The sequence below is a fragment of the Microcoleus sp. D3_18_C4 genome (assembly GCF_036702355.1).
Taxonomy (GTDB): Bacteria; Cyanobacteriota; Cyanobacteriia; order Cyanobacteriales; family Microcoleaceae; genus Microcoleus.
Genome location: NZ_JAUBTF010000012.1, coordinates 68787 through 82652 on the forward strand (window position 1 = coordinate 68787; position 13866 = coordinate 82652).

General features: G+C 45.0%; 12 protein-coding genes. 7 read left to right on the forward strand and 5 right to left on the reverse strand.

Annotated elements, in window-relative coordinates:
- Nucleotides 1-93: 93 nt before the first annotated feature.
- Nucleotides 94-1227 carry a DNA cytosine methyltransferase gene (locus tag QUA90_RS08670; protein ID WP_333444953.1) on the forward strand — a complete coding sequence of 378 codons (1134 nt, stop codon included), beginning with the start codon at nt 94-96 and terminating at the stop codon, nt 1225-1227.
- 79 nt (nt 1228-1306) lie between these two features.
- Nucleotides 1307-1954: a hypothetical protein gene (locus tag QUA90_RS08675; protein WP_333444955.1), complete on the forward strand. Its 648-nt coding sequence runs from the start codon at nt 1307-1309 to the stop codon at nt 1952-1954.
- Nucleotides 1955-1980: 26 nt separating this feature from the next.
- Here QUA90_RS08675 and QUA90_RS08680 read toward each other — a convergent pair whose 3' ends face one another.
- Both QUA90_RS08680 and QUA90_RS08685 read right to left on the reverse strand, forming a co-directional pair.
- Entirely contained in the window at nt 1981-3195 is a 1215-nt protein-coding gene (locus tag QUA90_RS08680; RefSeq protein WP_333444958.1) for a class I SAM-dependent methyltransferase, read from the reverse strand.
- A gap of 232 nt (nt 3196-3427) precedes the next feature.
- Nucleotides 3428-4612 carry an NAD(P)H-quinone oxidoreductase subunit H gene (locus tag QUA90_RS08685; RefSeq protein WP_333324118.1) on the reverse strand — a complete coding sequence of 395 codons (1185 nt, stop codon included), beginning with the start codon at nt 4610-4612 and terminating at the stop codon, nt 3428-3430.
- 57 nt (nt 4613-4669) lie between these two features.
- Here QUA90_RS08685 and rsmH point away from each other — a divergent pair, with 57 nt between their 5' ends.
- The 3 genes from rsmH to QUA90_RS08700 all read left to right on the forward strand — a co-directional run bounded on the left by rsmH (nt 4670) and on the right by QUA90_RS08700 (nt 8741).
- Nucleotides 4670-5572 carry a 16S rRNA (cytosine(1402)-N(4))-methyltransferase RsmH gene (gene rsmH / locus QUA90_RS08690; RefSeq protein WP_333444960.1) on the forward strand — a complete coding sequence of 301 codons (903 nt, stop codon included), beginning with the start codon at nt 4670-4672 and terminating at the stop codon, nt 5570-5572.
- A 562-nt stretch (nt 5573-6134) separates the two neighbouring features.
- Entirely contained in the window at nt 6135-7808 is a 1674-nt protein-coding gene (locus QUA90_RS08695) for a SpoIIE family protein phosphatase (RefSeq protein WP_333083089.1), read from the forward strand.
- 510 nt (nt 7809-8318) lie between these two features.
- A complete protein-coding gene (locus QUA90_RS08700) occupies nt 8319-8741 on the forward strand; it encodes an ATP-binding protein (protein WP_006633914.1) in 423 nt (140 codons plus the stop codon).
- Between the two features lie 355 nt (nt 8742-9096).
- Here the strand turns inward: QUA90_RS08700 and QUA90_RS08705 are convergent, their stop codons facing one another.
- Nucleotides 9097-9522 (reverse strand): nuclear transport factor 2 family protein, encoded by a 426-nt coding sequence (locus QUA90_RS08705; RefSeq protein ID WP_333324123.1) that lies wholly within the window; start codon nt 9520-9522, stop codon nt 9097-9099.
- 347 nt (nt 9523-9869) lie between these two features.
- On the reverse strand, nt 9870-10832 hold the full coding sequence (locus QUA90_RS08710) for an orange carotenoid protein N-terminal domain-containing protein (RefSeq protein ID WP_333444962.1): 963 nt from the start codon (nt 10830-10832) through the stop codon (nt 9870-9872).
- 207 nt (nt 10833-11039) lie between these two features.
- Here QUA90_RS08710 and queG point away from each other — a divergent pair, with 207 nt between their 5' ends.
- Nucleotides 11040-12005: a tRNA epoxyqueuosine(34) reductase QueG gene (queG, locus tag QUA90_RS08715; RefSeq protein WP_333445014.1), complete on the forward strand. Its 966-nt coding sequence runs from the start codon at nt 11040-11042 to the stop codon at nt 12003-12005.
- 171 nt (nt 12006-12176) lie between these two features.
- Nucleotides 12177-12815, forward strand: coding sequence for an HAD-IA family hydrolase (locus tag QUA90_RS08720; protein WP_333444964.1), 639 nt, complete (start codon nt 12177-12179; stop codon nt 12813-12815).
- A gap of 151 nt (nt 12816-12966) precedes the next feature.
- On the opposite strand, the gene QUA90_RS08725 is transcribed toward QUA90_RS08720, so the two are convergent.
- Nucleotides 12967-13794 carry an SWIM zinc finger family protein gene (locus QUA90_RS08725; protein ID WP_333324128.1) on the reverse strand — a complete coding sequence of 276 codons (828 nt, stop codon included), beginning with the start codon at nt 13792-13794 and terminating at the stop codon, nt 12967-12969.
- Nucleotides 13795-13866: the final 72 nt, after the last annotated feature.

The following is a 13866-nucleotide window of genomic DNA, read 5'->3' on the forward strand; positions in this document are numbered from 1 at the left end:
AAGCTTTACATTTAGGCTGTGATCCCTCATCTATGATGAAAAAGCTGTTACTGCCTCAGTAGGAAAGGAGGCTAAAAGGAAGCGATCGCCTCTATGTCACTCGAACGTCTCAAGCGCACCTGGGAGAAGCCACCAAAACTGATATCCTTGTTTTCAGGTTGCGGTGGCATGGATTTGCCATTTAAGATGGCGGGATTTGAAGTAGTTTGGGCAATAGACTCAAATAAATATGCTTGCGAGACTTTCAAAAGGAATATTTCTCCGGTAATTATCCATAACTCAATAGAAAAAATTAATGATATTAAACAAGACGTTCCCGATGCCGATATTATTATTGGAGGCTTTCCCTGTCAAGATTTTTCTCTGATTTGGAAGCGTTACGGACTGGATGTAGAGAGAGGAAATTTGTACACATACTTCCGAGAGTTTGTTAAACAGAAACAGCCTAAAGCATTTGTGGCTGAAAATGTCAAAGGTTTGTTAAGTGCTAATAATCATCAGGCTATCAAGCAGATTATACAGGACTTTGAAAACATAGAACCTGGATACCTAGTCAAGCCTAAGCTATACAACTTTGCAGATTACGGAGTTCCCCAATTTCGGGAAAGAGTGTTATTAGTCGGAATTCAGAAGGATACAGGATTTAACTTTATTCATCCTCAACCTGAATATGGACTAAATCGTAACCCTTACCGAACTGCTGCTGAAGCACTTAAAGGTGTCGAGAAAGTACGAGAAAACAATGAAAATCATAAAATTCATCCAAAAACTCAACAAAGATTGGCACAGATAAAACCCGGTGGAAATTTTAGTGATATTCCCAGAAATAGTCCACTCTACGTTAAAGGCTTGATCAGTCACGTTTATCGGAGATTAGATCCGAATCAACCCTCTAGCACAATCATTGCTGGTGGCGGCGGTGGCACTTGGGGATATCATTATAAAGAACCGAGAGCATTGACTAACCGAGAGAGAGCAAGATTGCAAACATTTCCCGATGATTTTGTTTTTGAAGGTTCTACGACTGAAGTGCGGCGGCAGATTGGGAATGCAGTGCCGCCGGAGGGAATTGCTGCTGTTGTTGATGCTTTAATTCCGCTATTTAAGGGGGATTATCCGCAAGTGGATTTATATGAAATGAGTAAAAAGTTGCAGGGGATGTCTATTCAACAACGATTAAAATGGGCTGAATCCGAGGGATTCGAGCAGAGTTTGCAGTTAATTTGAAATGGGCGGTAGATGGGAAGCTTAAGATTAGCTTTTTTTGGGTTTATGATTAAAAAAAATACATCATGAGGGAAAGTCAATGATACAGTTTGACATAGGTCATTACACCGATTTCAAGTTGCCCAACAATTCAGATATTCCAGAGCAATTACAACAAACACTTCATACAGTTTGGGACAGAAAGTATCGCGATTTATACGAACGAGATGGAAAGTGCAATGTAGAAGAAGCTTTTGTAGAAGTAATGACAGCCTTTGGAATGCCTAATGATGCAATATCCCATCAGCGATACGTCTATATGGCTTATGGAATAGCATTAGCAGCTAAACCGACTATTAAACATTACTTTCCTGAAGAACACAAAGCTGATATCGTTGAAGGAATTGTATCTTGTTGGCTGAAGAATAGTTGTGAAATCCCAGAAACTTGGGCTGATACGTTGTTTCCTAATATCAACAAAATCGGAAAATATCAAGCTACTGACGAAGCTTACAATATCTTTTACGGCTTGCTGCAAACACTCAATACGAAAACAGCTTATAATGCCATCTTAGATATTCTGTATGATGGGATTACTGGTGATGCCATTTCTGGTTTTACTGAAGCCAGACGAGATATGTTTAATTGGTGGCTGATCGAAGTAATTCCTGCTGCTTATTGTTTAAAGCTGCCATCTACTTTATATTCGGGAAAATGGGAATTTCCGCCGTTGAGTAAGCTTGCGTAATCGATATAAGCAAATCGATCGAATAACTAATCAGGCACCATCAAACCCTTCAATATTCTCCCCTTTTCCTCCTCCCTCAACCCCTTCGACTGCACCAAAACCCCAAAACCCCCCAAACCCATCGGATCGATTAATTGATGCAAAGCCTCCCGGCGCCGCAAAAACGTTGCCACATCCAATACTTCGGCATCATTTGTAGACAGAGAAGCAAGGCGATCGCCCAAACCCAACGCCATCAAAAACAAAGCCTGCTGAGTAAACCCTACTACCTCCAAGCCGCACAATTCACCCTGCCTTTCCAGCGCCGTAAAATTAACATGAGCCGTTAAATCCTGCCACCCCACATTAATATAAGGATTATTGTGATATCGGTGCAGATAATAACACTGTAGCGTCCCCTCCCTGCGCCTCGGATTGTAATAGCGGTGCGCCGGATAACCGTAATCAATAGTTAACAAATATCCCCGCTGCAACTTTTGAGAAACTGTACTCATCCAGTCCAAAGCCGCCAAATTCACCTCACTGCGATAACCATCCCCGTAAACACTCGCCGACAAATCGAGTCCCACCAAATCAAAATATTCAGCAATTTTAGGCGTAGAAACTTCGCCAACTATCTCAACAAATTTTATTTCTTCTTGCTCATTTTTTGGTGTTTCTGCGGCAACGTAAATCTCCCTAACTTGCCCTTGTTCCAGAATAAATTGATGCACGGGTAAAGCATCCACTAACTCATTAGAAAAGAAACAACCCACAATTGAGTTATTAATTAACTCATCCCAATTACACCACTTAACACACTTGATATCGGCTAACATTTGCCGCTGTTCCGCTTGGAGTACAGGGGAAACTTCAATAATGATATATTCTAAAATCTGAAATAAATCGGGATATTGCCGTTGCAGATATTGCAGCACATTTTCGGCAAAATTTCCCCGCCCAGCGCCCATTTCTACGATCGCAAAATTGAAAGGGCGATCGAGCAATTCCCACATTTCCACAAACTGCTCTGCCAAAACCTCCGCAAAATCAGCCCCCCAATGAGACGACGTGATAAAATCGCCTTGTTTGCCGATCGACGGGCGATCGCTATTATAATAACCGTGCTGCGGATGATATAATGCCAAATCCATATATTCAGCAAAAGTAATACGCTGCTGGGGACTGGCGGCAATTCTTTCGCAGATTAAAGCACACAGTTCCGGGTTGCTGTCATTGATATCTGGTTGCTGAACTTTCATAATTTATCGAATCAAAGTTGATGTTATTTCATTTGTGAAGGAGAGATTTTTTTTATTGACCGCAGAGGGCGCAGAGGGCACAGAGGAAGAGAGAAGAGAGAAATAAGGTATATTTTAGCTACGTTAACAGCAAAGTTAATCGATATCTATCCGCGTTTATCTGCGGTTCTAAAAAATCAACCCGGTTCCCTAAAAAAACCGGGTTAAATTCTCAGATTAAAACCGACAAAACCTACCTGTCAACCGAACCCATAATAATGTCGATACTCCCCAAAATCGCCACCAAATCGGCAATCTTCACGCCGCGCACAATGTGAGGCAAAATCTGCAAATTATTAAAATCCGCAGCCCGAATCTTCCAGCGCCAAGGAAACACACTATCATCCCCGATAATATAAATCCCCAACTCACCCTTGCCGCTTTCAACGCGGACATAATGTTCGCCCTTGGGAATCTTAAAAGTCGGGGCAACTTTTTTGCCAATAAATTGATAGTCAAAACCATTCCATTCCGATTTTGGCCCGCTTTCTAAGCGCTTCGCTTCCAAATTCTCGTAAGGGCCGCCGGGGAGTCCTTTCAAGGCTTGATAGATAATCTTAACAGACTCGCGCATCTCCCGAATCCGTACTAAATACCGGGCTAAACAATCGCCAGCAGCTTCGGTACAAACTTCCCAGTCGAAGTCGTCATAACATTCGTAATGGTCAACTTTCCGCAAATCCCAATTTACGCCGGAACCGCGCAACATGGGGCCGGAAAGTCCCCAGTTAATCGCTTCGTTGCGAGAAATCGTACCCAGGCCTTCAATCCGGCGGCGGAAGATTGGATTGTTGGTAATTAAACGTTCGTACTCGTCAATTTTGGGAACGAAATAATCGCAGAAATCTTGGCACTTATCTACCCAACCGTAAGGCAAATCGGCGGCAACTCCGCCAATGCGGAAATAGTTATTATTCACCATGCGATAACCTGTGGCTGCTTCCCACAAGTCGAGAATTGGTTCGCGATCGCGCATAGTATAGAAAAAAGGAGTTTGCGCGCCCACGTCCGCCAAAAACGGCCCTACCCACATCAAGTGGTTAGCAATCCGGTTCAACTCCAGCATAATTACCCGAATATAACTAGCCCGTCTGGGGACAGCAATATTTGCCAACTTTTCCGGTGCATTCACTGTCACCGCTTCGTTAAACATCCCGGCAGCGTAGTCCCAGCGACTCACGTAGGGCACGTACATCACGTTGGTGCGGTTTTCGGCAATTTTTTCCATCCCCCGGTGCAGATAGCCCAAAACTGGCTCGCAGTCCACCACATCTTCCCCGTCCAGGGTGACAATTAACCGGAGTACCCCGTGCATTGAAGGGTGGTGCGGCCCCATGTTGAGTACCATCGGTTCGGTTCTAGTCTCAATTCTTGACATAATTAAATGAATTAATGATTACTAGCTATTGTTGATTTTTGTTTGGCTTTTATGATTATGAAGGATATCGAGCTCTCTGAGAAGGATACCCCTGGATCAGATGTCAGTATTGACACCTATCACGTTCCAGTTTTGGGTCAAGAGTTAATTGCCGGTTTAGCTGTGCGTCCCGGCGGCCGCTATTTGGACGCGACGCTTGGGGGCGGCGGACACACGAGTTTGATTTTAGCGGCAGCGGCTGATGTTACAGTGGTGGTGATCGACCGCGATGAACAAGCCATCCGTTTTTGCCAAGCCCGATTTGCCAACTCGCCCGTTGAGTTTTGGCACGGCAACTTTGCTGAATATCAGTCCCCAGAGGCTGAATTTGATGGTATCATAGCAGACTTGGGCGTCAGCTCTGCTCAGTTCGATACACCGGAACGAGGATTTAGTTTTCGCCACCCAGCTCAACTAGATATGCGTATGAACCAGCAGCAATCTTTGACGGCAGAAGAGATTATCAACCACTGGGAAGAAGTTAAACTAGCAGATATTATTTACAGGTACGGCGAGGAGCGACTGTCGCGGCGCATCGCAAGGCGGATTGTGCAAGGGCGCCCTTTTCAAACTACAACAGAACTTGCAGGGGCGATCGCCTCCAGCTTCCCCCCCAAGCAGCGCAACGGCAGAATCCATCCGGCCACCCGTACTTTCCAAGCTTTAAGGATAGCTGTCAACTCCGAACTCGCTTCTTTAGAAACTTTCCTCAACCAAGCGCCCAGGTGGTTAAAACCAGGTGGGAGAATCGGAATCATTACATTTCACAGTCTCGAAGACCGACCAGTCAAGCACCAACTCAGAGGAACACCCAATTTGCAGGTACTGACAAAAAAGCCGATCGTCCCACAATCCGAAGAAGTCGCTAGAAATCCCCGCTCTCGTTCTGCTAAGCTCAGACTGGCAGAAAGAATAACTTGATTCGGCAGTAGTAATATGCTTGCTGCAAAAAGTTCAGAGATTAAGGAGACTTGCATGCAGCAATCAAGTACGATTCGGCAAAGATGTAGGCAATAGCGCCAACAACCAACCACTAACCCTCCGGGTACAGTGGGGCTTGAAATACAGCCGGTGTTGACCAGACTTAGGTAGCAATACCTGCCTTAGTAGTAAGTGTTAAAATTCACACCGAGGACAGTGCCCAGCTAGTTAAGAACTCTGCAATCAGAGCATTAATTAGCCGTTTTGAATGCTGGTGTGTTTAGAAAAGTACCAACTGCTAACAAGATCATTGCTCGTATCACAGCGTGAAAGCTGACTCGGGAATTTTCCCTATTGAAGCGGCCTACCGAGGCGGGTTACAGTATCGAAAGCCTCTCATCTGTGCGAACAGATGGTGCGAAAGGAATGCTCACCTTGAGGTAAAACGGGTTTCTTTAACTCAACTTGACGTAACTGATATGTTGCATATATCCAGCCCCCCTTTTCCTCCCGCCACCTTGCTGATTACAGCTATGGTGGGGGTTTTCAAGGGGGAAGAAAGATGAGTCGGGGAGATGGAAGCAAGCTGAAACTGATGGTAGTCGATGACGAACCCGACAACTTGGATTTATTGTACCGGACGTTTCGACGCGACTTTCAGGTTTACAAAGCAGATAGCGCCCTCAGCGCCCTGGAAGTTCTAGACGAACAGGGTGAGATGGCGGTGATTATATCTGACCAGCGGATGCCAGAAATGAATGGCACCGAGTTTTTGGGGAAAACAGTCGAGCGATTTCCCGATACGATTCGGATTCTGCTAACGGGATACACCGATGTTGAAGATTTGGTTGAGGCCATCAACTCAGGTCAAGTTTTCAAATACATCACCAAACCGTGGAATCCAGAAGAACTCAAATTGGTGATCAATCAAGCCTCAGATACTTACAAATACTACAAGCAGCGCAGCGTTGCATTGCGCCGCGCTTTACGCAAGGAATCTCTGTTCAATGAGGTAATGAGCGTGATTCGCGGGTCGCTTGATTACTCTAGTATGGTACAAACTATTGTTCAAACCGTAGGTCAAACTTTTGAGGCCAACTATTGTATGCTGCGGCCGGTAGAAGCCGATCGACTATTGCCAAGTACCTTCCCCTACCAATCCCAAACCTCTGAAGCCAGTAGCTTTTCTTTTGATGAAAATTTGCTGGTTCAAGCCGTAGCCAGCCGCCAAACTCAAGTGAACCCAAACAGTGGGGGGGATGGTAACTCGGTTGAGATTGCCGTGCCCCTGACTTACCAGCAAGAATTGCTGGCGGTACTGGCTTTGTGCCAGATTGGCGGCGCTAACCCTTGGTCGGCAGAAGATATAGAGTTAATAGAAGGTGTAGCAGCTCAAGCTGCTCTCGCCCTGTCTCAAGCTAAGCTCTACCAGCGGACTCTGGATTTAGCCAAGCAGATGCAAAACGAGTTGGAAGTGGCTCGCCAAATCCAAACAAACTTGTTGCGCCAAAGTTGGCCGGATTTTGAAACAGTCAGGGTGCAAGCTTGCTGTTATCCCGCGCGGGAAGTTGGCGGCGACTTTTTTGAAGTCTACGTTCACTCTCAGGGGGATATTTGGATAGCGGTGGGAGATGTTTCGGGTAAGGGAGTTCCGGCTGCTCTATTTATGGCCAGCGCGATTTCGGTGATGCGGCGGGAACTTTCCCAAGAAGTTTCTCCAGAGCCCGATCAAGTTATGCAGAACATGAATAGCACTATGTCTGACGACCTGATCGGCAACAACCATTTTATTACAATGGTTGTAGCTCGTTACACTCCGTCAACCGGACACCTCGCCTTTGCTAATGCCGGTCACATTTACCCGATCGTGTGGTCTCACTCGGAGGTGAAAGCTCAAGCCGCTAGCGGTAAAACGCCTGTCGAGCCGAATTTCCTGAAAGCTCGTGGCATTCCCTTGGGGATACTACCAGTTTGGAGAGGCAAAGCAGGTACGATCGAACTAAAGTCAGGAGATGTATTTCTGCTGACGAGTGACGGAATTACTGAAGCTAGCGTGACAAGTCAAGCGGTAGCAGGGGGTGTACCAACCCGTTCTATGCTACAACAAGAAGGGCTTTGGCAACTCTTGATTCAGGAACCTGGTTCTTTCAACTTGGACAATTTGTTGGCTCACATCCGAGCCGATAATCCCGTTCAGGAAGACGACCAAACCATACTCTCTCTGGAGGTTCTTTGAATCTGTCAGCGACTCCCGACGCATAGTCGGGGGTGAGAGCCGAAAAAACTTAAGCCCTGCTTGTTGACGGCCCATAGGGTAGTCCTGCAAAAGACGGCGTTATCGTCAACAGTCAAAAACCACAGTAAAAAACCTAGCCAGCGATGGCGCTGCTAGTTTCCTGAATCGCTTTCCTGGGGGATTAAATACCTGTCAAGGGTTAAGGTAGAAGGCATTCGTCAGAAAAAACCAACGCTTAAAAGCCAAGGATTGAAACACAGATTTTTTATACCTCGCTGCTTGCAGTCTCGGTATAATTATCAATTGTTAATGGGTTTTAAGCCCATAACAAAAATTTTCAACTATACTCTTAACTTCTGCCTTCTACCGACTGACGAATGCCTGATTTTTAAACAGAAAAGGCTAGTATCCCCCGAGTAGCGACAAGTATTGAGGCCGAATCCATTCGGCGCGTCGTGTTTCATACCTGGTGTGAAGACACAGGGGTTTTCAAACTTACGGGATTTTTTTATGAATACTGAGCTTCATGTGCCAAGCGACTTGCGGTTTTTAACAATTGTTGAAAACTGGTTGCTGAGCAGTTTGGAAGTAGAGCTAGGAGAGCACGTCGATTGGCCACGTCAGTCGAATCGTTTGCGCTTGGTGTTAGCAGAAGCCTATTCTAACGTGATCCGCCATGCTCACAAAGATCAACCCAATTTGCCCGTGTTAATTCGCTTGAATTTAAAAAATAGGGATATTGGTTTAGAAATTTGGGATTACGGTAAAGGTTACGAAATGGATACTTACAATCCCCCGAGGCCGGAAGCTAAACAGGAAAGCGGCTACGGCTGGCTGATTATGAGTAGACTTATGGATCGGGTGGACTACACTTTGCAAATAGACGGTCGCAACTGTCTAAAGTTGGAAGCGAGTTTGCCGGAAAAATCTTAATTAGTCGTTAGTCATTAGTCATTAGTCATTAATGATTGGCAATGCACTTTTAGACTCGCTTTGGCTGTCTGTCGCACGCGCTGCGGTGACAGCCAATTTTCCGTGCAGTAGCGTCAGCCCAAGGCGAGACTGTAAGATTGTAGGGGTACAGTCCCGATCGCACAAATACCGCAGAAACGGGATTTTTATACCGTGAGTGGCACTTTACCAAAGATTTGGAAAAAACCCGGTTTCTGCCTGATTCTGGCGATAAAGAGCCGATTAACCTGGCGATCGCACGACTTTAGCTATTACGTGCGATCGACAGGTCAAACCCAAATAGGCAATTTAAATCTGAAACAGATTATCAAACAGCTTATTTCTTATGTGACCGCAGATTTAGCAATTCTTGGGGAGAAGCTAACAGTTTGACCGTAACAGAAAGGATTTTTTGGTCAGAATTGAGCAAGAACAGCCATCCGACATTAACACCAAAGGCGGAAGTTTGCACCCGGCCGCTGACCTGAACTTCCACATTGCCATCTTCTAAAATTTTGCTGACACCTTTCTGGGGTTCTAGCTGCATTCCTCGTGCTTCTTTTTTTAGATAAGTGGCGATCGCAATCCTGCCGATAATTGGATCTTCAAACGGCGCGTGCAGAACCCCATCATCGGCAAACAAATTAGCCGTCGCTTCAAAATCCCCCGCGTTTAAAGTTTCAAAATATTGCAGTATCCCTGGCATTGTGATGCCTGCAATCTTTATAGAGTTAGTTAAAATAGGTCGAGTTGTTGCGGTCATAAAACAAGTGATTTCAAATGAATGATTATACTGTAATCATTCTCTTTGTCGCAGCAAATCCCTCAAAAGATATAAGTAGGGGTAGGAAAATAATTCTCCGACAAAAGGAGGAATCGGGAACCGGAGAGCGTCGATCGCAGATTTCAGAGCGATCGACCAAAATCAATCCTACTTTCAAAAAATACAAGTGTAGCCAAGCTGTAAACCCTGATACAATCAGTCATTTTTCATCCTTCAATTCTTGAATCTAAAATTTAAAATCTAAAATCTAAAATGATAGAAACCCAGATGCCTTCAGGTGTCTGGGTTTCTGGCCAAGTCTGTTTGACAGACCGAACCCGAATATTCTATTTACGCATCAGATTGAGCAATTCTTTAGGAGATGCCAACAAGTCGATCGCCACAAAGAAAATTTGACCTTGGGGATCGAGCAAAAACCGCCACGCGATGTTCATACCCACATTCGATCCGAACCAGGGAGTTTCGACTTTGCCAGTGACTTTCACTTGGCGGTAGCCATCTTCTGCGGGTTCCGATACGCCTCGCTCGGGCATCATTTTCAGTCCGATGCACTCTTCGCGCATATAGTTGAGGATAGCGTCGCGACCAACGATCGGCTTTTGGAAAGGTGGTTGCAGGGCACCTTCTTCAGCAAATAAACCGACGGCTGGGGTGAAGTCGAAGGCGTTCATGTAGTCGATGTAGCTGAGCACTGTCTGCTCGCTGATACCCTCAATTTGGGTTTTCACCCGCTCTTCTGGAGCGGTGGGAGTGCTGCGGGGGGCTGAGCGTTTGCCGTACTCTTGGTTAAAAGCAGGGTCATAGCCCATGTTAACTACGGTATTCCGAAGTACGGTAATTTGTTGACCCGGATCGAGTTTTTTGATGGTTTCGAGAACTGTAGTGGCTTCGGGAGACATTTGATAGCCAGCGGGGATCGGAGCGACAAGGCCCTGTTTCATCAACTGTCCCAACTCGTACCAGAAACCGAGTTTGGTATTGACGCGCAAAGAAGTGTAAATCCGGCCAATTGTTGTGTCGGCGTTGCTGGCTAGGTCAAACATGGTTTTGCTTTGAGCAGCCGGCGACATTTGCTTGATTTCGCTCAGAATGCCTTCGACAAGCGCCATGCTTGCTACTCCCGGTGCTGCTGCGGTAATGGAAACGCCCATTTCGGTGTAGGCATACCAGAGCAGTGCGAGTTGGTCTTCAACGCTGAGTTTGTAGAACGCTTCCGTGGTAGCCGGAACAACGCTAGCGATCTCGGTGTTGGAAAAAATAGATTGAGCTGATTGAATACTAACTGCCATATGTATGCTGTGGGATTCGCTGTCGGTTTTACTTGCGTACTTGAATTAGCGAATCGAATTCTCCCTAAATTAAATTATGTAACATTTTTGACATTTTGGAGTTCAAACTTATAAATATAAAGATTGTAAAAGAATTATCAATACTGTCCCAAAATTACTCTTAAAACTACTAGACTTATGGCACAAATTGTGCAGTGGTTTCTTATGATGAAAAAATCAATTAATAGCGATCGCATTAAGCAAAAAGCCCTTGAGTTGGGATTTCACAAAGTGGGGATAGCCTCAACAGACGCGGATTTTGATTTAGAAAAACAAAGATTGCAAGCTTGGCTGGACAAGGGTTATCAGGCGGATATGGCATGGATGGCAAACCCGAAACGGCAGGATATTCGATTAATAATGCCAGAGGTGCAGTCATTAATATGTGTCGCCATCAACTACTACACGCCCCACCAACGCCCCGAAAATCCCCTGCGCGAGGGGGGGGACGATGCAGCGGTTGAATATGCTAAAATCTCTCGCTACGGTTGGGGGCGGGATTACCATAGAATGTTGCACAAAAAACTGAAGGTTTTGGCAAATTGGGTGCGATCGCAAGGCGAGGGAATTGAAGCGCGGTATTATGCTGATACCGGGCCGGTTCAGGATAAAATGTGGGCGCAGCGTGCCGGGATTGGCTGGATTGCCAAAAATGGTAATGTAATTTCGCGCGAATACGGTTCTTGGGTGTTTTTGGGCGAAATCTTGACTAATTTGGAGTTAGCGTCGGATGAGTCTCATACGGAACATTGCGGTACTTGTACTCGCTGCATTGAGGCGTGCCCGACGGGAGCAATTACTGAGCCTTTTGTGGTGAATGCCGATCGATGTATAGCCTATCACACGATCGAGAATCGAGCCGAAAAATTGCCCGACGAAATTGCATCTAATTTACAAGGTTGGGTAGCAGGTTGCGACATTTGTCAGGATGTTTGTCCTTGGAATCAGCGATTTGCTAAACCAACTGATGTGGCAGAGTTTGAGCCTTATCCTGAAAATATAGCACCGACACTTGCAGAATTAGCCGACATTTCCGACGAGGAATGGAACCGCAGATTTACAGCTTCGGCGCTGCGGCGCATTAAACCGGAAATGCTGCGGCGAAATGCCAAAGCCAATCAAATTAACCCTTAAAATTTGAGATGTTCGTCAGGGTGCTTAGGGGCCACATTATAGATAATAAACCTAGGGTATGTACGGAGCGCCAATAGTCAATACATTATGCCGTAAGTCATTCCCCATCTAAAATCTAAAATCTAAAATCTAAAATTGTATGATCCCCGGTTCCTTATTTGCTATTGTCCCATGACCAAAGTAATTATTTTTGATTTTGACGGTACTTTAGCAGATACAATCGATATTCTTCTGAACATCACCAACCGTTTGTCAGTAGAATTGGGCTTTAAGTCTGCGACCAAGGAGCAAATCGCTCAACTGAGCAATTTAACTTCTTGGCAACTCCTTCAGTATTCTGGCATTTCTATCTTCAAATTCCCGCTGTTGATTAGAATGTTGAAAGCAGAGTTACGCAGCGAAATTCCCAACATTCAATTATTTCCGGGAATTAAAGAAGTTTTACTGGAGTTAAAAAAACTGGGATTTCAACTGGGCATTATCACATCTAATTCTAGAGAAAACGTCTTGGCATCGCTGGAAAAAAACGGTTTGCAAGACACTTTCACATTTATTTACTCTGGTTCAACTTTTGGCAAACATAAAGTTATTAATAGCTGGCTAAAAAGAGAAAATATAAATGCTAAAGAAGTTGTTTATGTGGGAGATGAGATTAGAGATATAGAAGCTGCTCGAAAAACAGGAATTAAGGTAATGGCTGTAGCTTGGGGTTTTAATTCTCAGGAGGCTTTGGCTGCACACAATCCCGATTTTTTGATTAAACGCCCCCAGGAATTGATAGAGATTATGAGTAATTTGCGGGAAGTGTAAACTGAAATTGCCAAAAGTAAGACTCCTCGGTTGAAATCAATTCTACACAAACTCTCGTTCCAGCAGAGAGGAACTAAAGAATAAAAGGGGTATTAAAGTCTGATTTGTTATCAGCTATAGTTTCTATTATCCTCTGTAAAATTAAAATGTTTTAATCTCCTTCGCCCCGTTTTAGTGCTGCTAAAACTGCTTGCTGGCTAACTGCTTGGTAGATTTTGCTAAAATGTTGCTTGAGTGCGTCAGATGCGGGCGAGGATTTACTAGCGCTTCCTTTTCCGTCGGTGGCGATGGGAATTGGGCCTAAGATATCTAATACTGTTTCGCTGCTGGGTGGGGGTACAATAACTACTAAAGATGATTCTAGCTGCTGATTGTATTCCCAAAAGCGATCGACCTTTGGTAATTTAGAATTCGCTGTGGGGGCATTTTCGCCGGAGTTGAGTTGGGAATTTTCCTCTCCTTGCGTACCGCGTCTTTGACGAAGTGCTGTCAAAATTTGCTCTTTGGTTCTCCCCCGCAATTGAAAGAGTACGAAGGGGTCTTCGCTGAAGCGATCGCCCAATAAGTAGTATACTGCACTGATGTGTTTGCAAGGGTTTTTGGGGTCAGGACAGCTACAGCGCGATCGAATATCAGATAAACTTAACGGAAATAGCGTTTTGCCTGCTGCTGCAAATACATCCTCAATATTGTGTGGCATTTCTCCTGCTAGTAATTTAGCTGAAAAAACTGCTCTTTGCGACATATTTTCAATCACGTAATCCCAATCTTCATCGCTCAATGTGTCGAGTCCTAAAGAAACTTGATAGGGTTTGGGATCGGTTCCTTGAACTACGGCAATTACTTCTTGGTTAGGGAATTTAATGCTGAGAACTTTACCTTCGCGCGCATATTGCCAGCCACGTTCTAAGCGCTTTTTGAAGCGATAGGTGTTGATTAAATCTAACCACTGTTGTGTCCACCATTCTCTGTCAATCATAAGCCGAAGGAAGAAGGAAGAAGGAAGAAGGAAGAAGGAAGAAGGAAGAAAGCTTTAGTTATCTATGAGAGT

What these genes read in the sequence shown, in the direction of transcription:
- QUA90_RS08670 (WP_333444953.1), top strand. Translation starts at nt 94, where the DNA reads ATGTCACTCGAACGTCTCAAGCGCACCTGGGAGAAGCCACCAAAACTG.
- QUA90_RS08675 (WP_333444955.1), top strand. Translation starts at nt 1,307, where the DNA reads ATGATACAGTTTGACATAGGTCATTACACCGATTTCAAGTTGCCCAAC.
- QUA90_RS08680 (WP_333444958.1), bottom strand. Translation starts at nt 3,195, where the DNA reads ATGAAAGTTCAGCAACCAGATATCAATGACAGCAACCCGGAACTGTGT.
- QUA90_RS08685 (WP_333324118.1), bottom strand. Translation starts at nt 4,612, where the DNA reads ATGTCAAGAATTGAGACTAGAACCGAACCGATGGTACTCAACATGGGG.
- rsmH (WP_333444960.1), top strand. Translation starts at nt 4,670, where the DNA reads ATGAAGGATATCGAGCTCTCTGAGAAGGATACCCCTGGATCAGATGTC.
- QUA90_RS08695 (WP_333083089.1), top strand. Translation starts at nt 6,135, where the DNA reads ATGAGTCGGGGAGATGGAAGCAAGCTGAAACTGATGGTAGTCGATGAC.
- QUA90_RS08700 (WP_006633914.1), top strand. Translation starts at nt 8,319, where the DNA reads ATGAATACTGAGCTTCATGTGCCAAGCGACTTGCGGTTTTTAACAATT.
- QUA90_RS08705 (WP_333324123.1), bottom strand. Translation starts at nt 9,522, where the DNA reads ATGACCGCAACAACTCGACCTATTTTAACTAACTCTATAAAGATTGCA.
- QUA90_RS08710 (WP_333444962.1), bottom strand. Translation starts at nt 10,832, where the DNA reads ATGGCAGTTAGTATTCAATCAGCTCAATCTATTTTTTCCAACACCGAG.
- queG (WP_333445014.1), top strand. Translation starts at nt 11,040, where the DNA reads ATGAAAAAATCAATTAATAGCGATCGCATTAAGCAAAAAGCCCTTGAG.
- QUA90_RS08720 (WP_333444964.1), top strand. Translation starts at nt 12,177, where the DNA reads ATGACCAAAGTAATTATTTTTGATTTTGACGGTACTTTAGCAGATACA.
- QUA90_RS08725 (WP_333324128.1), bottom strand. Translation starts at nt 13,794, where the DNA reads ATGATTGACAGAGAATGGTGGACACAACAGTGGTTAGATTTAATCAAC.